Below are 20,157 nucleotides of genomic sequence, written 5' to 3'. Positions count from 1 at the left end.
CTTCTTTCGTATGTACCGCTGCGATTACAGTACACGTCTCGCGGTGACGTAATATTTCACGTAATAGGAGGAATCGAGGTCGGAATATTTGACGCCGCCGGTGGCGCTGTGCAGGATTTTGTTGTCCCCGGCGTACACGGCGACGTGGCCGATGCTTTGGGCGCGTCCGGGATCCTTGAAGAAGACGAGGTCGCCGATCTTCAGGTTCTGTTTGGTGATGGGAATGCCCAGGGAGGCTTGTTCCGTCGTCGTGCGCGGCAAGGTGATGCCGATTTGCTTGTACAAAAACTGGGTGAAGGACGAGCAATCGAATGCCGACGTAATGCCGGACGGCGCTCCGAAGCGATAAGGGACGCCGAGATACCGGTTGCCTGAGGCGATGACTTGCTCGCCCGGGTTTAAGGTTTCGGCTACGGCAGACAATTTGATGATGCGCACGGCGGCGGCATCCGCTCGGTCGGCATGTCCGAAACCGAAAGCGGCGAGGCCGACGGAGGCCAGAAGACCGGCGCGGATCACGGGGCGAAGGAGCGTCGAGAAAGCGGTCACGAGTGAAATCCCTCCAACGTTCATACGCAAACGGTATTTTTCCCCAACTATAACAGATGTAAAACCGCCTAAACTTTTCCACTTAGAGGGAGATCGCAAGAAGGGAGGGGGCCGGCGGCTTGTATGAGAAAAGAATGAGAATTCGTTAATCCGGAGTTGACTGTGACACTAATGTTACGGTTTACACTGGTAGAGATCGAATGGAGACGGAGGCGAACAATTTGGATCAACAAAGCCATGTCATTTTAGGCCTGTCCGGAAGTCTTCGAAAACAATCGTCCAATACTCGGTTGCTTTCGACCATCGGAGCCATGTTGCCCGCCGGCACGGAGTTCCGAATTTATCAAGGGCTTGGTTCTTTGCCTCATTTCAGTCCCGACTTAAATGATGACGAATCCCAAGCGCATGAGACCGTTCGCGAATGGAGGGAGGAGCTGCGGGCAGCGAATGCCATCGTGATCTGTACGCCGGAGTATGCCCGGGGAGTGCCCGGATCGCTCAAAAACGCGTTGGATTGGGTCGTCTCTACGGGCGAGTTCATGAACTTGCCGACGGCGGTCATAAGCGCATCTCCGCATCCGGATGGCGGCGCAACGGCACTGCAATCATTGATCGTCACTTTGAAAATGATGAGCGCGACGATCCCTGACGAAGCATCGCTTGCCGTTCCGTTTATCGGCAGGATGAGCGGGCCGGATGGCGGCGTGACGGACTCGAATGTCTTGTCCTCAATGCGCAGCCTGGTTCAAGCGCTGACGCAGGCCATCCCGAATAACGGTATGGACGGGCCCGCGACCGTTTAGTAAAATGTGGGAAACATTCGCGTATTTGCGGGAGGGCACTCATTTGGCATACCGGAACTTATTTTCGACCGAAACCCTGGACATTCATGCGGATCCGAATAAGAAAACCGTGCAGATCGAAGCCGCAAGCAGCGGCTACCGTCCGCGTTACGTCACGGTCGAAATCGAAAGTCTGGCGGAGTTGGACCAACTGATCGAAGCGCTGACCCAAGCTCGGGAGTATATGAAGCCTTAAGGGATTTGTGCGCCGCAGCGCGATATCCGGAAAACCCGAGTATCTCGGATGTGCATGAGCTTGAACTGGCGAATTAGCCGGGTGTGAACGGTCAAGGTTCGCTGTTTAATACGCAAAACCCGTGTAAAATTGGCGCACGGCTCGGTTCGGTTGATTTAATACGCAAAATACGTGTTATAGTCGGCGTCCTGCCCGGTTTGCCCTATTTAATAAGCAAAAAGCGTGTTACCGTATGTTCGCCCATTCATAGACCCCTACCACCAGCAGGAGCGCCAACCGGCGCTTCTTTTTTATGTCGTCTTAATGAAAATCCAAATTATATATTGTGTCATATATATTTATATGTTATACAATATACAAAAAGGGGATCCGGAGCGATCCCGTGGAGGTAACCGGCATGGAGAGAGAATTGGCGCTGGAAATCGTACGCGTGACCGAGCTTGCGGCATTGGCCTCGGCGCCGTGGATGGGCAGGGGCGAAAAGATCGGTGCGGACGGCGCGGCGACCGATGCGATGCGGGCGATGTTCGATACGGTGTCCGTACGCGGAACGGTCGTCATCGGCGAAGGAGAGATGGACGAGGCCCCGATGCTGTACATCGGGGAAGAGGTCGGCAGCGGCATCGGGCCGGAGGTCGACGTCGCGGTGGATCCTCTTGAAGGCACGAACATCGTCGCCAAGGGACTGAACAACGCGATGTCCGTCATCGCGGTGGCGGGCAAAGGCCAGCTGCTGCACGCGCCGGACATGTATATGGAGAAGCTGGCCGTCGGCCCGCAGCTCGCGGGTAAAGTCAGGCTGACGGACTCGCTGGAAACGACGCTGTCCACGGCAGCCGAAGTGCTCGGCAAAGCGGTGTCGGATTTGACCGTCATGTTGCTGGATCGGCCGCGCCACGAGGCCATCGTAAGAACGCTGCGCAGGGTCGGCGTGCGGATCAAATTCCTGAGCGACGGCGACGTGGCCGGCGCGATGGCGCCCGCGTTTCCGGAAACGGGCATCGATTTATACGTAGGTTCCGGAGGCGCGCCGGAAGGCGTGCTTGCGGCAGCTGCGCTGCAATGCCTGGGCGGCGAGCTGCAGGGAAGGCTGATGCCGGCGGACGGCACGGAATACCGGCGCTGCGTCGAACTCGGCATCTCGGATCCGTACCGTTTGCTGACGATGACCGACCTGATCGGCACGGGAGACGTTATTTTCGCCGCGACGGGCGTCACGCCGGGTGAATTTCTGGGCGGCGTCCGGTACATGCCCGACCAGCGGGCCGAAACCCATTCGATCGTCATGAGGGCCAAGACGCGCACGATCCGTTTCGTCCGGACGATTCATTATTTGCCGGGCAAGCCCTATTTTCATTCGCTTCGGCACAGCGAAACGGCCGCGATTAAACAGGCTTGAATTATGGGAAACTAACCTGTCGAAACGCAAAAATGGTGTCATAAACGGAAATGTGCTACAATAATGGCCATCGGACAATTCCAGCCAGGATCGAAAGGATGAGAGACCTTGAAGTTCTATTTGGATACCGGCAACGTCGAAGAAATCAAACGCATCGTCAAACTCGGGCTCGTGGACGGCGTCACGACGAACCCGTCGCTGATCGCCAAGGAAGGCCGCGTGTTCAAGGACGTGATCAAGGAGATCACTTCCATCGTCAGCGGGCCGGTCAGCGCCGAAGTCGTCGCGCTTGACGTCGACGGCATGCTGAAGGAAGCGCACGAAATCGCTCAGTGGGCGCCCAACGTCGTCATCAAGCTGCCGATGACGGAAGCGGGTCTGGAAGCGACGCACCAGCTATCCAAAGAAGGAATCAAGACCAACGTTACGCTGATTTTCAGCGTGGCGCAGGGACTGATGGCGGCAAAAGCGGGCGCGACGTACGTCAGCCCATTCGTCGGACGTCTGGACGACATCGGAGTGGACGGGATGAAGCTGGTCCGCGAGCTCCGCGAGGTGCTGGATTTTCACGATCTGCCCGCGCAGATCATTGCGGCCAGCATCCGGACGCTGGGGCATCTCGAAGCGGCGGCCCTGGCCGGCGCGCATATCGCCACCATCCCGGGCTCGCTCCTTCCGTCGCTTTGGAAACACCCGCTGACCGACGTGGGCATCGAACGATTCCTGAAGGACTGGGAGAAAGTCCCGAAATAAGGATGCAGCGGCAGCCGCTTCGATCCGAAGCGGCTTTGCCGTGCCCGGAGGAGAGGAGGAGCCTTTTATCGAACTGACGCCTAGACAGCTCGAGATCGTGGACATCGTGCAGAAACACGCGCCGGTGACCGGAGAACAAATCGCCGAAACGCTCGGGGTCAGCCGGCCCACCATTCGATCGGACCTGTCGGTGCTGATCATGCTCGGCCATCTTGACGCCAAACCGAAAGTCGGCTATTTTCTGGGGAAAACCCAGACGGCCGACGGCAAACTCAAGGACATGCTGGTCCACCTCAAGGTGAAAGACCGGATGAGCCGGCCCATCGTCATTTCGGAGCAAGCGACGGTGAATGACGCCGTCATTACCTTGTTTATGGAAAACACGGGAATGCTCGCCGTTACCGACGCCCAAGGGTTGCTGTCCGGCATCGTATCGCTGAAGGATCTGCTGAAGGTCACGCTCGGGAATCCCGGCGCGGCCGGGATTCCGATCAACATGGTGATGACCCGGCTGCCCAGAATCGTGACGGTGGGACCGGAAGACACGTTGTGGGAAGCCTCGAAAAAAATGCTGGAGCATCAGGTCGGCGGTCTGCCGGTCGTGAAACCGGCGGAAGGATCCGACGACCGCAGCCGGCTGGAAATCGTCGGCCGCATTACGAAAACAAGCATGACGCAGGTGCTCGTGGACCTGTCGTCCGAAATGTAGCCGGGGCAGGGGGAGAGGGAATGCCGGAAGTTCGGCCGAAAAAGATTTTCGTGTGCTCGGACGCCGTCGGGGAAACGGCGGAAGCCGTAGCCAAAGCGACCGCCCGCCAATTCGCGGCGGAGCAGGTCATCATTAAAAGGTACGGCAACATCAAGGATGAAGAGGAAGTCAAGGCAATTATTCGCGAGGCGGCCAGGGAAGGCGGATTCATCGCTTACACGCTTGTACAGCCTGAGCTGAGGGATACGATGCGCGAGGAATCGATCCGTGCGGGCGTTCGCTCCGTCGACGTGATGGGGCCGATGATGCAGGCGTTCATCGACACGTTTAACGACGCGCCCAAATACCAGCCCGGTTTGCTGCACGAGATGGACGAGTCGTATTTCCGCAAAATCGAAGCGGTCGAGTTCGCGGTCAAATACGACGACGGCAAAGACGCCAGAGGGTTCCTGGAGGCGCAAGTCGTCCTGGTCGGCGTCTCCCGGACATCGAAAACGCCGGTCTGCATTTACCTCGCGTCCAGAGGCATCAAAACCGCGAACTATCCGCTGACGATCGAGGTCAAACCGCCCGAGGAACTGTTCAAACCGGCATCCAAGCGCTTGATCGTCGGTTTGACGATGACGCCGGAGCGGCTGCTGAAAGTCCGCGCGGAGCGGCTCAAATCGCTCGGGCTGCCCAGCCAGGCGAATTATGCTTCGTTGGAGAGAATTTCGGAAGAACTTCGTTTCGCGGACGAAATCATGAAGCGGCTCCATTGTCCGGTCATCGACGTCACGGAGAGGGCGATCGAGGAAACCGCGGGGTTGATTTTGGAATTCATGACGCCTTGAAACCGCCATCCTTTCCTCCTACATAAAAAGAAAAAAGAGCGCCGGTGCGCTCTTTTCGTTTTACCCGGACGATTTGGCGGAAGTCGACAGCAAATTCATGATCATCTGCTGTTTCCGTCTGGAGCAGGGAATCCGTTTGCTCGTATCGTCGAAAATGATGGCGTCGTTCTCCATGCGGATGATTTTGCCTGCGTTAACGTAACAGTTGGAATCCAGGCGAAAGAATGCGGCATCCGACATCAGGCGTTTTCTCTCATCGGGCGAAAGTCTCTTTTTAATATTGTAGTTTCGGCCGTGAAAGCTGACCAGATCGTGCGAGGAATCCACCTTGAAAAACAGCGTGTCCTTTCTCGGTTCGAAATCCTCGTATACGTTCTTGTCCTGCAGCGCTCCGTTCATGTCCATCAAATCCCCCTTCGGAAAAGATGTTGTTTTGGTAGCGCTTACAGTATAGCACAATTTTTGGTTCTTGGGATGGATTTGTACAAAATATTTTAGAAAAATCTCCAAAAAGCGTAATGCATCGTTTCAGCTGACTTGCGGCAACCTAAGCGCGGAGGTGTTCCGTCATGGATAACGCGAACCAGCCGCCGCAAGTCGTCGCGGTGCGTAAAAACGGCGATGGAGACATCGTCGAGCTCAAGTTGTCGTCCGGGCAAGAGGTCGATTACAAAACCGCCCAGCAAATGGCTAAAAACAACCAAATCGCGAACGTGAACGTCTTCAGGGGCCGGGATGGAGACGAGCACCTTCGTTCCGATCCGGACGGCCGGAAGGACAACAACCTGGACAACCTCCCGCCGTTCTGACGCAGGAGGAGCACTGCCGTTCTTGCCGGAAAACCGCCGACGCTTGAAAAAAGCGGGCGGTTTTTTTCTATTTATAAGGCATTTCCGTGAACTGAAATTTTTTGATTTTCCGCCCAATATATTAGAATTAAGGATGAACTTTTTCAAAGGATTGGCTATAATGGGTGTAAGTTTAATGTCAATTGTTAGATATCATTACAATCAATTGACATTTCTCGCGAATCGCCGCCTTGTTCTTCCTTCATTCGACACTGAACGACAGGAGGTGACTTCCCTTGTCCGCCCCACCTTCCGGCATTTCAATCGACGATCTGTATCTGTTCAACACGGGGCAGCTGTTTCGGGCCTACCGCACGTTGGGGGCGCATCCTGCGGAATCGGACGGCAGGGAAGGAGTACGTTTTGCGGTTTGGGCGCCCCGCGCCCGCGCCGTATCCGTCGTCGGCGACTTCAACGGCTGGAACGGCTCGGACCACCGGATGGCCATGATCGGCACGACGGGGGTTTGGGCATTGTTCGTCCCGGGGATCTACGAAGGCGAACGGTACAAATTCGAATTGGTCGACGGTCACGGGGAAAGGCGCCTGAAAGCCGATCCCTATGCTTTCCGGAGCGAACGCAGGCCGAATACCGGGTCCGTGGTGGCCCGCCTGGACGGCTACGATTGGCAAGACGGGGATTGGACGGCCCGCAAACGCCGCAGCCCGCCGTACGGCAGACCGATGCTCATTTACGAGGTGCATCTGGCCTCCTGGCGCATGGACGCCCCCGAGCAATTCCGCACTTACGACCAACTCGCGCACGAGCTGGTCGAGTATGTCTCGTCGATGGGCTACACCCATATCGAGATTCTTCCCTTGACGGAGCATCCTCTTGACCGTTCCTGGGGGTATCAGGCGACCGGCTACTATTCCGCGACAAGCCGCTACGGTCCTCCCGAAGGGTTGATGAGGCTCGTCGACCGGTGCCACCAACAGGGCATCGGCGTCATCCTCGATTGGGTGCCCGGCCATTTTTGCAAGGACGATCACGGCCTTCGCCTCTTCGACGGCACCGCCCTTTACGAGGATTCCGATTACCGCCGGGCGGAGAAACCTCTCTGGGGAACGCTCGCTTTCGATTTCGGCAAACCCGAAGTCCGAAGCTTTCTCATCTCGAACGCCCTGTTCTGGATGGACGCGTACCATATCGACGGACTCCGGGTCGATGCGGTCGCCAGCATGATCGACCTGCATTTCGATAAGCCGGAGAGCATGAAAACCCTCAACAAGCACGGCACGGCCGAACACCTGGAAGCTCTTCACTTTCTCCGCGAATTGAACGAAACGGTTTTTCGCCATTATCCCGAGAGCCTCATGATCGCCGAAGATTCTTCCTCCTACCCCGCCGTCACTTCACCTACCTACCTTGGAGGCCTCGGATTCAATTACAAATGGAACATGGGCTGGATGAACGACCTGCTCCGCTACATGGAAACCGACCCCGACCGCAGATCCGACGTCCACTCTCTGATTACCTTCTCCATGTGGTATGCCTACTCGGAAAATTACGTCCTGCCTTTCTCCCACGACGAAGTCGTTCACGGCAAACGCTCCCTGCTTCACAAAATGCCGGGCTCTTACCCGGAAAAATTCGCGAATCTCCGTCTGATGTACGGATACTGGATCACCCACCCCGGCAAAAAGCTGCTGTTCATGGGCGGCGAATTCGGCCAATTCGACGAATGGAAGGATTTCGCCGGCCTCGATTGGATGCTGCTTCAGTATCCGGCCCACGACAGCATGCACCGCTACGTCCGGCAATTGAACCGGCTTTATGCCGATTGGCCGGCCCTCTGGCGCAGCGACCACTCTTCGGAAGGCTTTACCTGGATCGACGTGAACAACGCGGAACAATCCGTTCTCTCTTTCCTCCGCAAGGGGGACGCGTCGGATCCGCCCGTCGTCGCCGTCTGCAATTTCTCGAGGCGGCCGTACGGAGCTTATCGGATCGGCGTGCCGTGTCCCGGCCGATACCGCCTGCTGATGAACAGCGACGAAGCGGATTTCGGCGGCGCGGGGATGTCCGTCCCGCAGGAAGCCGTCGCCGCGGATCGGCCCATGCACGGACAGTCCTACAGCATCGAAGTTCCCTTGCCCTCGCTTGCGATCCTCATATGGTCGCCGGCGGATTGGAATCAGGCGAACATAGATTGGCTTTCTAAACCTATCATGGGGAAGGAGTGACAGGTATGCGGCGCAACGAGTGCATCGCGATGCTGTTGGCGGGAGGGGAGGGCCGCAGGCTCGGCGTCCTGACGAAGGATTTGGCGAAGCCGGCGGTTTTTTTCGGAGGGAAGTACCGCATCATCGATTTCACCTTGAGCAATTGCGTGCATTCCGGCATCGAGACGGTCGGCGTGCTGACGCAGTACCAGCCGCTCGTGCTCAACCAGTATCTCGGCATCGGCACTCCCTGGGGGCTCGACCGCCGCGACGGAGGCATGCACGTGCTGCCGCCGTTCGTGCGGTCCAAAGGCGGCACCTGGTACAAGGGAACAGCCAACGCCATCTACCAAAATATCGGATTCATCGAGCGCTACGATCCCGAGTACGTCCTGATCATTTCGGGGGATCACATTTACAAAATGGATTACGACCTCATGTTGGAGGCGCATAAGCGGAACAGGGCCGACGCCACGATCGCCGTCATTACGGTGCCCTGGGCCGACGCCAGCCGTTTCGGCATCCTGAGCGTCGACGAGGAGGGGCGGGTAACCGAGTTCGCGGAGAAACCGAAGAAACCCGCCAGCAACCTGGCTTCCATGGGCGTTTATATTTTCTCTTGGCCGGTGCTTAGGGATGCCTTGATTCGGGACGAAGCCGAGAAGGGCTCCTCGAACGATTTCGGCAAAGACATCATCCCGACGATGCTGCGCGAGCAGGCTCGTCTGTTCTCCTATCGCTTCGACGGTTATTGGAAGGATGTAGGCACGATCGAAAGCTTGTGGGAAGCCAATATGGACCTGCTGGCCGATGAACCGGATCTTCGTTTGAACGACCGTTCTTGGCGGATTTTCTCCGTCAATCCGAACCAGCCCGCCCAGTACGTCGCGCCGGAAGCGAAGGTGAACAGCTCGCTGATCAACGAGGGCTGCCAGGTGAGCGGGGAAGTGAACCGCTCCGTGCTTTTCCATGGCGTCACCGTCAAAGAAGGCAGCCTCGTGGAGGATTCGGTCATCATGCCCGGGGCGACGATCGGAGCGGGGGCTCGGGTCATCCGCGCCATCGTGGGCGAGAGGGCGGTCGTCGGCGACGGGTGTCAGGTCGGAAGCGTCGATTCGGTGGACATCGCGGTCGTTGGAAGCGGGGAAGTGCTCACGGACGAAAACAAATTGCGGGAGGCGGAGCCGGTATGAATCTACCGATGCTGGGCGTCATCAACTTGATCCACGAAACGGACGATATGGGCGGGCTGACGGCGAACCGCTGTCTGGCGACCGTCCCGTTCGGCGGCCGGTACCGCCTGATCGATTTTACGCTCTCTTCCATGGTCAATTCCGGCATTCCCCGGGTGGCCGTGTTCGCGCATACGAAATTCCGGTCGCTCATGGACCATATCGGATCGGGCACGAATTGGGATCTGCACCGCAAAGGGAACGGCCTTTTCGTACTGCCGCCTTCGATGGAGGACCAAACCGATTTCGGCAAAGGCGACCTGTACCATTTTTACCGTCACCGCGACTATTTCACCCGCAGCAGTCCGTTCGAATACGTCGTCGTATCCCGGAGCCATATGGTCAGCAACGTAGACTTCGCTCAGGTGCTTGAAGACCATCGGCAGCGCGGGGCGGACATTACCGTCGTCTGCAAGCGGGATCCCGGCGGATTCTCTGGGCTCGCCCGCAAAGTAATGGTGAACGAAGCCGGCCGGATCACGGACATGCAAGACCATTACGGCCGCCTTTCCAGCGACATCGCCTCGATGGAAATGTACGTGCTTTCCAAAGAGCTCCTTCTCGACCTGGTCGAATCGTCCTTGGCGCGGGGGCAGGACCACTTCGTCCGCCAGGCGATCTTGTCCAACTTGGACCGATTGACCGTCAACGCGTATTTGCATGAGGGCTGGCTGGGCATCGTGAACAACATTTCGGGCTATTACCGGCACAGCATGGAGCTGCTGCGGCCGGATGTTTGGCATGAGCTGTTTTTCCGCAGCGGACCGATCTACACCAAAGTCAAAGACGAACCGCCGACCCGCTATCATCGCAGCGCGAACGTCAGCCATTCCTTGGTCGCGAACGGCTGCGACATCGAAGGGACGGTTTACAACAGCATCCTGTTCCGAGGCGTGAAAGTCCACAAAGGGGCCGTCGTGCGTAACAGCATCGTGATGCAGAACGGCATCGTGGGGGAAAACGGCTCGCTGGAAAACTGCATTTTGGATAAGGAAGTGGAAATCCGGCCGCTGCAGCAGCTTCGCGGCGCCGAGGATCTCCCGTTCCTGGCCGTCAAGAGAAAGGTCATCTAAACGACCGGTTCGCGGGGGTGCGAGATGAAAATTTTGTTCGCGGCATCGGAAGCGATGCCGCTCGTGAAAACGGGAGGGCTGGCCGACGTCGTCGGCGCCTTGCCCAAGAGTTTGGCCAAACGCGGTTTCGACGTCACCGTGATGCTGCCGAAGTACGGGGAAATCCCGAAGGAAATCACCGACTCGGCCGTTTATTTAGGCTACACGTTCGTGAACATCGGCTGGCGTCGCCAATATTGCGGCTTGTTCGAGTGCGTAGTAGACGGCGTCCGATTCCTGCTGCTCGACAACGAATATTACTTCAAAAGAGGTTATCTGTACGGCTACGGAGAGGAGGAGGCGGAGCGATTCGCCTTCTTCAGCTTCGCCGTGCTCGAATGCCTGGAGCTGCTCGACGAAATGCCGGACATCCTGCATTGCCATGACTGGCAGACGGGGCTCATTCCGCTGCTGCTGCGAACGCGTTATGCGAACCGGCCGGGTTATCGCGACATCCGCACGGTATACACGATCCACAACTTGCAGTACCAAGGGGTGTTTTCCCGCGGTTTGCTGCAGGATTTGCTGGCCGCCGGGGACGAATTGTTCTCGTCCGACGACGGCCTCGAGTTTTACGGGGCGGCCAGCTGCATGAAGGCCGGTCTTCTCTATGCGGACAAGCTGACGACGGTTAGTCCGACATATGCCAATGAAATTCAGACCGAAGAATACGGAGAGAAGCTGGAGGGCGTGCTTCGCCGCCGTTCGGGGGATTTGACCGGCATCGTGAACGGAATCGACACGGAAGTGTACGACCCGATGCGCGATCCGCATCTGGCCGTGCCTTACCGCGATTCGCGCGAGAAGAAGAGGCGGAACAAAACCGCCCTGCAGCAGGAGCTTGGACTTGAAGTGGACGAGCGGGTGCCGCTGATCGGCGTCGTGTCGCGGATGGCCGGGCAAAAAGGCTTCGATCTGATCGGCGAGGCGCTCCCGGAATTGATGGACGAGCACGTCCAGCTCGCCGTTCTCGGCTCCGGGGAACCGCGCTTGGAGGCCATGATGCGTGAAGCGGCGGCCCGGTACCCCGGGCGGATGACGGTTTGGTTCGGGTTCAACGAGGGATTGGCCCGGCGGATCTACGCAGCCTCCGACCTCTACTTGATGCCGTCCCGCTTCGAGCCTTGCGGTTTAAGCCAACTGATCGCGCTCCGTTACCGGTCGGTGCCCGTCGTGCGGGAAACCGGCGGACTCCGGGACACGGTCGAATCGTTTAACGAATATACAGGTAAAGGGAACGGTTTCAGTTTCGGACCGGCAACCGCGCATGACATGCTGTTCACGGTGAAGAGGGCGCTGACTTTCTACCGGGATGAAGAAGCATGGGCGAAAATATTGGCAAACGGCGCCAAACGTCACTACGGCTGGGAAACTTCCGCGCGCGAATACGAACGGCTGTATCGCGGGCTCGCCGGTGAAGCAAGAGCGGGATAGGGCTCCAGAAGCCGTTTTCCGGCCGAATCGGCCATCAGGGAAGGAGTGAACCGGCATGGCTAGACATCTGGTCATCGGTAACGGAAAAATGTTGATCAATTTGGACCGCAACGGATTCATCAGGGACCTCTATTTTCCTTACGTCGGGCAGCTGAACCATGTGGGGGGCCAAAGCTGCCGGTTCGGCTTGTGGGTGGACGGGGCGTTCTCCTGGCTCGACGACCCGGCTTGGCGGATCGAGCCGGGCTACGTCGAGGATTCCCTCGTCACGAACGTGACGGCCCGGAACGACAGGCTCGGCATCGAGCTTCAAGTGAACGACGGCGTCCATCAGCGGGACAGCATTTATTTAAAACGCGTCGTGGTCCGGAACTTGTGGGATTCGCCCCGGGAGGTTCGGGTGTTTTTTCATCAGGACCTCATGATCGACGGCAACGAGGTCGGCGATACGGCGGCGTTCTACCCCGGCAACCGGACGGTATTCCATTACAAGCGGTCTTCCTATTTCATGTTTAACGGGAAAACCGATTCCGGCGGGATCCACCAATTTTCCACGGGGATCAAGAGGTTCCATTCCGCCGAAGGCACCTGGCGGGACGCGGAGGACGGGGAATTGGCGGGGAACGCCATCGCTCAAGGCTCCGTGGACAGCGCGATCAGCTTCCGGGCGAGCCTCGCCCCGGGAGGCGAAAGCACGGTCTATTATTGGTGTTCCGTCGGCTCCGACCTGGAAGAGGTGAAGGCGCTCGACCAGTACGTGCAGGACAGTCACCCCGAGAAGCTGCTCAGCCGGATCGTCATTTACTGGAACCACTGGCTGTCCCGGGTCGGCAACAAGTTCGGCGATTTGCCGGCCTCCGTCATCCATCAGTTCAAGCACAGCCTGCTCATCGTGCGGACGCAAATCGATGACAGGGGAGCGATTCTGGCGGCGAACGACTCCGATATCCTGCAATACAACCGGGACCACTACAGCTATATGTGGCCGCGCGACGGCGCGTTGATCGCGGACGCGATGTCGCTCGCGGGCTTCCACGGGACGATCGCGCCTTTCTTCCATTTCTGCGCGCGGGTGCTGTCGCCGGACGGCTATCTCTACCATAAATACAACCCGGACGGAACGGTCGGCTCCAGCTGGCATCCTTATGTCGTGCAAGGCGTGCCGCGGCTGCCCATCCAGGAGGACGAGACGGCCCTCGTGCTGTACGCGTTGTGGATGGATTACGCCCGCCATGGGGAAATCGAGCTGCCGCAATCTCTGTATAGCAAATTCGTCCGTAAGGCGGCCGAATTCCTCTGCGACTACATGGAACCGTCGCTCGGCCTGCCCCGGCCCAGCTATGATCTGTGGGAGGAACGGTTTGGCATCTGGACGTACACCGCGGCTTCGGTCTACGGCGGTCTCATGGGAGCGGCTTACTTCGCCGACCTGTTCGGAGACTACGATCGCAGCGACCAGTACCGTGCGGTTGCCGACCGGGTGAAAAGCGGCATTCTCGATCATCTGTGGGATGAAGAGGCGGGGAGATTCGCCCGCGGGTTGGTCTGGCGGGACGGCAGCTGGGTGAAAGACATGACGCTGGAAAGCAGCCTGTTCGGCCTGTTCGAGTTCGGCGTTCTCCCCGCGGAGGACGCGCGCGTCGCGTCGACGATGGAGGCAATCGCTACGGGGCTCTCGGTCAAGACGGAAATCGGAGGAATCGCGCGTTACGCCGAGGACTACTATTTCCGCGTTTCCGACGACCCGAACATCGCGCCGGGTAATCCCTGGGTCATCTGTACGTTATGGCTGGCGAAATATCGGATCGAAACCGCCCGCGGTCTGAACGATCTGGAGGAGCCGAGGCGGACGCTGGAGAAAGTGGCGGCCTATGCGCTGCCCGGCGGCAACCTCCCCGAGCAGCTGCATCCGATCGACGGGTCGCCGTTGTCGGTCGCCCCGCTGACCTGGTCGCACGCCACCTATGTCCAAACGGTGTGCCTCTACGTCCGCAAGCGGGAGCAGCTGTCTTCGTCGGCCGCGCCTGCGGAAAGGGAAACCGGCGTTCCTTGGGCATGAAAATTTAGGTTTGGTTTTGGAGAAAAGCCGGCGCGCGACTGCGCCGGCTTTTCGTCGTATTAACGAATGGGGATGACTTGGACCTTGGGCCATATGCTCTTCCAGTTTTTCTTCGCGAGGCGCTCCTCGTAGATATAGGCTTGCTCCGGGTTATTCTCGAAGCAGGGAGTCGGTCGGACGATACAGCGAACCGCATCTTCGATCCCCCACGGGGCGGCAAGGAGGATTTCGTCCCGCTCGTCCAAAGCAAGTCCCAGAGCGGTTGCGGTTTCGGGGAATTTCGAGATGGCGTCCACGGCAGAAGTATACGGTGGAATACCGTTTACGGCATGCATTCTCGCTTCGTTTTTGACGGACCACGGAATCTCGGGGCTCAAGCGCCGCAGTTCGCCTTCCCATTTCTTTTCCGTCTCTTCCGAGATGTCATGAGGATCGAAATAGACGACGTCGACATCCGGTAACGGCGTTCTGGGGTCATAGCCGTGCAAAGTATCCCAAATCTTGGCGCGCACGAAACCCGCGCATACCCACCAATCCGGCAAACGGAGCGTTTTGGCGGTTCGAAGCACGTCCATCATCCATCCGTCATCACGCACGAGCAGGATGATTTGTTGCGGTGATTCGATTTTCATGCTTGCGCCTCCCGAACATATATTCTGATTATAACAAATCTTGCAACCGGAGGAGAAAATCGTTATCGTGGGATTAAGTATACGTAATGTATCATTTTGCATCGCGGAATGGAGGAAATCGGATGGCGGGCAGCCCGATCGGTGACTGGAACGTCCAATTGCAGCAATGCATGCAGGACCTGGAGTGGAAAAGGAAACGCGAGAGGAGCTTGGCGCGGCTGGAGGCGGATATCGGAAAGCAGCGTGAAGTCGTGGAATCCAGTTTCCGGAGATTCCAGCGGGAAGAAGAGGAAGCGAAGGAGCTTGCGGCTTCTATGTTCTCGCAATATTGGTTCAAGCTGTTCGGAAAATGGGAGGATCGCCTTGGCACGGAAGAGAAGGAAGCAGCCGAGGCCAAGCTCAAATACGATGCGGCGAGCGATTTGTTGTCCCGTTTGGAGAAGGAGAGGGAGGAGCTCGCATCTGAGCTGGCGGAAGTGGCTGATGCCGACCTGAGGCTGGATTCGCTGAAAAGAGCGAAGGAATCTTGGATTCGGGAGCATGACGCGGTGACGGCGGCGGAGATGGAAGCGTTGTCGGGGCGGATCGGGGAAATCGGCGCCGAACTCCGGGAAATCGGCGAAGCGGAACGTGCCGGGGAACAAGCCAAACAAGCGCTTCTCCGCGCGGAAGATCGGCTGGAATCCGCGAAAAATTGGGGCACCTACGACATGCTCGGCGGCGGCATGATCGCAACGGCGATCAAACGCGGCAGAATGGACGAGGCGAGCGATCATATCCATGAGGCGCAGTACCATTTGCGCCGTTTCGCCGAAGAACTGAAGGATGTCCGCATGACTTCGGAAGTGGGGGTTCCGCAGGTTGAAGGGTTTTTGTCGTTCGCGGACTACTTTTTCGACGGGTTCATCTCGGATTGGATGGTGCAGGGCCGGATCCGCGACTCCCTGGACTCCGTCGGCTCCCACTTGGATAAAACGACGGAAGCGCTTCAGAAGCTGCGGCTGCAGCGCAAAAGCCTGGAGGGCGAAGAAGCGGAAAAACGAAGCCGATTCGACCGCATTGTGGAAGGCTACGGGGCTTAGAGGAGGAGGCGAGTCATGTCCGACCGGAAAGAACATTCCCGCGGTGCCGGCTTCGCGGATCCCATAGAGCTGCCGACGTACGGAATCATCGCGGGGATATCGGCGCTTTGCGTAATCTTGCTCGCTATCCGCATGATACGTACGGAGGAGGAGCCGTTCGGCTTTATGCTGTGGAATCTTTTTCTCGCTTGGCTGCCGTTGATCGTGTCCTTGCTGGGCATCCGATTCGCCAGAATGCGGGGCGGCGGCGCCAAAATCGTCCTGCTTACGCTTTCCGGCATCGCCTGGCTGCTTCTGTATCCCAACGCGCCTTATTTGACCACGGATTTCATCCATCTTATTTTTCGCCGCTATGACCCGGACGGATTGATTCTCTGGTACGACCTGGTCGTGTTTTTCCTGTTCGCTTGGTGCGGCCTGCTGCTCGGATACGCCTCCATGCGCCATTATCACGAAATCGTCCGGCGATATGCGAAAGCCGGCGCAGGCTGGCTTTTCGTCGCGACGGCGTCCTTCCTCGGCGGCTTCGGGGTGTACTTGGGCCGCGTCGTTCGGCTCAACAGCTGGGACGCGCTGTTCAATCCGTTCCGCCTGATCGAAGGCGTCTTGGTCGGGCTGAATTCGAGTGCGTTGATCTTCACGCTGCTCATCGGAATTCTAATCTTGATCGTCTACGTTTCGCTGTATACGATGCAGCGAGGACGGGCGTGAGGTTGACAAAAAAATAGCGAACCCTAGGTTCGCTATTTCTTGCAATCTCGCCCAATCGAACAGAATAGCGAACCTCTGGTTCGCTATTTCACATAAACTCGCTAAACCGCTGCTGCACGTACCTGTTATGGAACGAGGGCAGCGGCTTTTTTATGTTTACCTTGTTCCAGAAAGAATTGTGTAACTTTATTGCATAACTCGCCCACTTTAACACAAATTCGGAGGAGTTGTGTAACTTTCTTTCATAACTCTGCCTCGCAGTTGCACAATCGGAAGAATTGTGTAATTTTCTTTCACAACTCAGTCTGCGCCCGATCTCCTCAGTTGAACTTCGGAAGCCAATCGCCGTGGGCTTCGATCAAATCGTCGCACATCGCGACGATGTCGTCGATGGACAGCTCCGCGGAGGTGTGGGGATCGAGCATCGCGGCATGGTAGATGTGGTCTTTCTTGCCGGTGACGGCGGCTTCGATCGTGAGCAGCTGCGTGTTGATGTTCGTGCGGTTCAGTGCCGCGAGCTGCGGCGGCAAATCGCCGACGTACGTCGGCGTGACGCCGTTCGCGTCCACGAGGCAGGGGACCTCCACGCAAGCTTCGCGGGGCAGGTTCGTGATCAGTCCCGTGTTCATCACGTTGCCGCCGATTTTGAACGGGTGGTTCGTTTCCATCGCTTCCATGATGTGAGAAGCATACTCGTGGGTTCGCTTATGCGTGAGCGTTGCGTCGTTCACGAGAGAATCGCGCAGCTTTTTCCAGCTCTCGATCTGGCCGACGCAGCGCCGCGGATATTCGTCGAGCGGGATGTTGAACCGTTCGATCAGCTCCGGGTAATTCCGTTTGATGAAGTACGGGTGGTATTCCGCGTTATGCTCGGACGATTCCGTCACGTAGTAACCGAAGCGCAGCATCAATTCCAGTCGGACCATATCGTGGTGCTTTTCCTTCTGCCTCAGGGCGGCGCGGCGTTTGATTTCCGGGTACAGGTCGACTCCGTCCTTGGAAACCTCCAAGAGCCAGGCCATGTGGTTGATGCCGGCGATTTTGGATTTGACCCCGGTATCGTCCATGCCCAGAACATCGAACAAGCTCTTCACGCAAACTTGCACGCTGTGGCACAAGCCGACGGTTTTTACGCCGCCGTAGGTGTTCATCACGTTGGTAAGGACGGCCATCGGGTTCGTGTAATTGAGGAACCAGGCGTCCGGGCATACCTCATTGATGTCGCGCGCGAAATCCAGCATGACCGGGATCGTCCGGAGGTTCCGGAAAATGCCGCCGATGCCGACCGTGTCGGCGATCGTTTGGCGCAGGCCGTATTTTTTGGGAATTTCGAAATCCGTAATGGTGCAAGGATCGTATCCGCCGACCTGGATGGCGTTGATGACGTATTTGGCGCCTCGCAGCGCTTCCTTACGGTCCGTGTAGGAACGGATCCTGCACGTGCTCCCGGAGGTCTGGCGGATGGTGTTCAGGATCAGCTCCGAGTCGGCCAGCCGTTCGGGATTGATGTCGAACAGGGCAATCTCGAAATCTTGCAAAGCGGGCGTGAGCATGCTGTCTCCCAGTACATTTTTGGCAAAGACGGTGCTTCCAGCACCCAAAAACGCGATTTTGGACATGGCGGCGTTCCCCCTCGAAAAGACGATTGTATGAAGCCCCTTCGCGTTTTAGAATAGAGGAACCGGCGGTCTTCCCGCTATGGAAAGATCGAGCTATCGTATGGAATAATGTAGTTTGTTGAGAGGGGCGGGCGCATGATTAAACCGTTCAGCACGACGTCTGTGCATCCCGATCCGCAGGAAGCGGAGGAGCTGGCCGTCTTATTCGCGGGCCATTCCCAGACGGTGCCGGAGCATCGGATGGGTCCCCAAGTGCTCGACTATTATTTGGTCCATACCGTGGTTGAAGGAACCGGCACTTACCGGTGCCGGGACCGTCTCTATGAACTCAAAGCAGGGGACAGTTTTTTCATCTTTCCGGGAGAACTCCATGTCTACCAATCCGACGCGAAAGAGCCGTGGCGATACCGCTGGATCGCGTTTCGAGGCCGCAAGGCGGCGGCTTGGCTTCAATCCGCCGGCATCTCGGCCGATCATCCCGTGGTAAACGGCGGTTCGGAGGAGGCTCTGAAATCGGCACGGGAGATCGAGCGGAGCTTTCGCGACGGCGTTTGGACCGCCGATTGGGAAGCGGGCGGCTGGCTCCGGCTGGCTTTCGCGGCGTGGGCGCTTTCCCGGCGTCCGGAAGGTCCTCCGTTGCGCGGGCAAACGGGCATTGCCGCGAGAGAAGCGGACCGGGCCGCCCGCTGGATGGAAGCCCAGCTTGCCGGACCTGTCTCGATCGGGCGTCTTGCGCGCGAGATGGGCTACCATCGGACCTACCTGACGAAGATGTTTCGCAAGGAGATGGGCATGGCTCCGATTACCTATCTGCAGAAGCTCCGCATGGAACGGGCCAAGGTGCTGCTTCGGGAGTCTCTTACGGTGGAGGAGGTAGCATCCTCCGTCGGATACCCGGATGCTCTCTATTTCTCGAAATCGTTCAAAAAATGGACCGGATGCACGCCGACCGACTATCGAAGGAGGACTTCGGCTCAGCCATAGGCCCCTGGTTGCACGCCAAGCTGGCGATTCGGGACCAATGTCCCCGCGATATCCGTTCGGGGAACCATGATTCGGCAAGCGACGTATGAGATAATAACTGTGAAGAAGGAGGCGTTACGATGAGTCTGTTTCGAAAAATTACCGAGACCGTCAGTAAAGGCGTGTCGACGGCAACCGAAAAAGCCCAGCAAACGGTGGAAGTCACCCGGCTGCACTCGCAAATTTCCGGTAAACGCAGAGAAATAGAGAAATTGTACGTGAGCATGGGAGAGGCGGTATTCCGCGGCTACCTGGACAAGGACTTGTCCCGTGCGGAGACGAAGGTCATCCCTGCCTGCGAGGAGATCGTCGCCATCCGAGGCGAAGTCGAAGCGCTCGAAGAGCGGATCATGCAGCTCCGAAACGAGAAAGAATGCGTATGCGGCCGCAAGGTGCCTTACGACACCCGGTTTTGCCCGTCTTGCGGGCATCCGTTCCCGGAACCCGCCATACCGGCGGCAGAGGACCCGCTGGAAGAGTTCGACCGGCAAGAAACGGAGCCGAGCGGTCTTTCTTCGGCCGACCCGTTCGTGGAGCCGCCGGGCTACAAGGATCCGGGAGAGGCACCCTCCGCTTCGGATTGGGCGGACGTCGGCAAGCCGGTGCTGGAAGAAGTGCCTTCTGCGTGGAGCGACGCCGGCCAAGCGACGCCGTCGTTCCTGGATGACGCCGATGCGGTGGGCGCCGAGAGAGCCGATTCCGCGAAATGTCCAGGCTGCGGCACGGCCGTGGGTACGACCGCGAAATTTTGCCCGTCCTGCGGAACACCTCAGCAATAAAATCGATCGATCCAAGAAAGCCGTAATCCGTCAACCATGACGGATACGGCTTTTATGTTATTTTATATTACATAAATCCTGATCTTTATGAAAATCATTTGATATTGATGTTATATAATATTACAATAAATACAACGTGAGATGTTCTAGTGATAGAAATTGTAAGAAAACATTACACAA

General features: G+C 57.7%; 20 protein-coding genes. 16 read left to right on the top strand and 4 right to left on the bottom strand.

Going from position 1 to position 20,157, the window contains the following annotated elements; all coding sequences use genetic code 11:
* Positions 1–24: 24 nt before the first annotated feature.
* Entirely contained in the window at positions 25–549 is a 525-nt protein-coding gene (locus tag EAV92_RS10120) for a C40 family peptidase (protein ID WP_241158498.1), read from the bottom strand.
* A gap of 221 nt (positions 550–770) precedes the next feature.
* On the opposite strand from EAV92_RS10120, the gene EAV92_RS10115 reads away from it, so the two are divergent.
* The 6 genes from EAV92_RS10115 (at position 771) to EAV92_RS10090 (ending at position 5,281) form a co-directional block, all read left to right on the top strand.
* On the top strand, positions 771–1,352 hold the full coding sequence (locus EAV92_RS10115; RefSeq protein ID WP_206424301.1) for an NADPH-dependent FMN reductase: 582 nt from the start codon (positions 771–773) through the stop codon (positions 1,350–1,352).
* Between the two features lie 43 nt (positions 1,353–1,395).
* Positions 1,396–1,587, top strand: a complete 192-nt coding sequence (locus tag EAV92_RS10110; RefSeq protein WP_123040965.1) for a hypothetical protein — start codon at positions 1,396–1,398, stop codon at positions 1,585–1,587.
* 397 nt (positions 1,588–1,984) lie between these two features.
* A complete protein-coding gene (gene glpX, locus EAV92_RS10105; RefSeq protein WP_123040964.1) occupies positions 1,985–2,986 on the top strand; it encodes a class II fructose-bisphosphatase in 1,002 nt (333 codons plus the stop codon).
* Between the two features lie 108 nt (positions 2,987–3,094).
* A complete protein-coding gene (fsa, locus tag EAV92_RS10100) occupies positions 3,095–3,739 on the top strand; it encodes a fructose-6-phosphate aldolase (protein WP_123040963.1) in 645 nt (214 codons plus the stop codon).
* 40 nt (positions 3,740–3,779) lie between these two features.
* Complete coding sequence (locus EAV92_RS10095; RefSeq protein WP_241158497.1) at positions 3,780–4,448, top strand: helix-turn-helix transcriptional regulator; 669 nt, start codon at positions 3,780–3,782, stop codon at positions 4,446–4,448.
* Between the two features lie 20 nt (positions 4,449–4,468).
* Positions 4,469–5,281 (top strand): pyruvate, water dikinase regulatory protein, encoded by an 813-nt coding sequence (locus tag EAV92_RS10090; protein ID WP_123040962.1) that lies wholly within the window; start codon positions 4,469–4,471, stop codon positions 5,279–5,281.
* 60 nt (positions 5,282–5,341) lie between these two features.
* Here the strand turns inward: EAV92_RS10090 and EAV92_RS10085 are convergent, their stop codons facing one another.
* Entirely contained in the window at positions 5,342–5,680 is a 339-nt protein-coding gene (locus EAV92_RS10085; RefSeq protein ID WP_123043672.1) for a LytTR family transcriptional regulator DNA-binding domain-containing protein, read from the bottom strand.
* A gap of 170 nt (positions 5,681–5,850) precedes the next feature.
* Here EAV92_RS10085 and EAV92_RS10080 point away from each other — a divergent pair, with 170 nt between their 5' ends.
* From EAV92_RS10080 to EAV92_RS10055, 6 genes are all read left to right on the top strand, one after another.
* Entirely contained in the window at positions 5,851–6,090 is a 240-nt protein-coding gene (locus EAV92_RS10080) for a DUF3892 domain-containing protein (protein ID WP_123040961.1), read from the top strand.
* Positions 6,091–6,365: 275 nt separating this feature from the next.
* Positions 6,366–8,315 (top strand): 1,4-alpha-glucan branching protein GlgB, encoded by a 1,950-nt coding sequence (gene glgB / locus EAV92_RS10075; protein WP_123040960.1) that lies wholly within the window; start codon positions 6,366–6,368, stop codon positions 8,313–8,315.
* 5 nt (positions 8,316–8,320) lie between these two features.
* The gene (locus tag EAV92_RS10070; RefSeq protein ID WP_123040959.1) at positions 8,321–9,487 is read left to right on the top strand and encodes a glucose-1-phosphate adenylyltransferase; all 1,167 of its coding nucleotides are present in this window, start codon (positions 8,321–8,323) and stop codon (positions 9,485–9,487) included.
* Positions 9,484–10,599 carry a glucose-1-phosphate adenylyltransferase subunit GlgD gene (glgD, locus tag EAV92_RS10065; protein ID WP_206424300.1) on the top strand — a complete coding sequence of 372 codons (1,116 nt, stop codon included), beginning with the start codon at positions 9,484–9,486 and terminating at the stop codon, positions 10,597–10,599. The genes EAV92_RS10070 and glgD overlap by 4 nt, the downstream gene beginning before the upstream one ends.
* Positions 10,600–10,623: 24 nt before the next feature.
* Complete coding sequence (gene glgA / locus EAV92_RS10060; protein ID WP_123040958.1) at positions 10,624–12,072, top strand: glycogen synthase GlgA; 1,449 nt, start codon at positions 10,624–10,626, stop codon at positions 12,070–12,072.
* Positions 12,073–12,127: 55 nt separating this feature from the next.
* Complete coding sequence (locus EAV92_RS10055) at positions 12,128–14,131, top strand: glycoside hydrolase family 15 protein (protein WP_123040957.1); 2,004 nt, start codon at positions 12,128–12,130, stop codon at positions 14,129–14,131.
* 59 nt (positions 14,132–14,190) lie between these two features.
* Here EAV92_RS10055 and EAV92_RS10050 read toward each other — a convergent pair whose 3' ends face one another.
* A complete protein-coding gene (locus EAV92_RS10050; RefSeq protein WP_123040956.1) occupies positions 14,191–14,763 on the bottom strand; it encodes a nucleotidyltransferase family protein in 573 nt (190 codons plus the stop codon).
* Positions 14,764–14,885: 122 nt separating this feature from the next.
* Between EAV92_RS10050 and EAV92_RS10045 the strand changes: the two genes are divergently transcribed.
* Both EAV92_RS10045 and EAV92_RS10040 read left to right on the top strand, forming a co-directional pair.
* Entirely contained in the window at positions 14,886–15,845 is a 960-nt protein-coding gene (locus EAV92_RS10045) for a hypothetical protein (protein ID WP_123040955.1), read from the top strand.
* 15 nt (positions 15,846–15,860) lie between these two features.
* The gene (locus EAV92_RS10040) at positions 15,861–16,556 is read left to right on the top strand and encodes a DUF1361 domain-containing protein (RefSeq protein ID WP_123040954.1); all 696 of its coding nucleotides are present in this window, start codon (positions 15,861–15,863) and stop codon (positions 16,554–16,556) included.
* A 320-nt stretch (positions 16,557–16,876) separates the two neighbouring features.
* On the opposite strand, the gene melA is transcribed toward EAV92_RS10040, so the two are convergent.
* Positions 16,877–18,175 (bottom strand): alpha-glucosidase/alpha-galactosidase, encoded by a 1,299-nt coding sequence (gene melA, locus EAV92_RS10035; protein WP_123040953.1) that lies wholly within the window; start codon positions 18,173–18,175, stop codon positions 16,877–16,879.
* A gap of 135 nt (positions 18,176–18,310) precedes the next feature.
* On the opposite strand from melA, the gene EAV92_RS10030 reads away from it, so the two are divergent.
* Together EAV92_RS10030 and EAV92_RS10025 are read left to right on the top strand one after the other, a co-directional pair.
* Positions 18,311–19,159 carry an AraC family transcriptional regulator gene (locus EAV92_RS10030; RefSeq protein ID WP_123040952.1) on the top strand — a complete coding sequence of 283 codons (849 nt, stop codon included), beginning with the start codon at positions 18,311–18,313 and terminating at the stop codon, positions 19,157–19,159.
* 119 nt (positions 19,160–19,278) lie between these two features.
* Positions 19,279–19,977, top strand: coding sequence for a zinc ribbon domain-containing protein (locus EAV92_RS10025; protein WP_123040951.1), 699 nt, complete (start codon positions 19,279–19,281; stop codon positions 19,975–19,977).
* The last annotated feature ends 180 nt before the right edge of the window (positions 19,978–20,157 follow it).

Source organism: Cohnella candidum (assembly GCF_003713065.1).
Lineage (GTDB): Bacteria > Bacillota > Bacilli > Paenibacillales > Paenibacillaceae > Cohnella > Cohnella candidum.
This window is presented reverse-complemented; position numbering and strand designations above follow the sequence as displayed.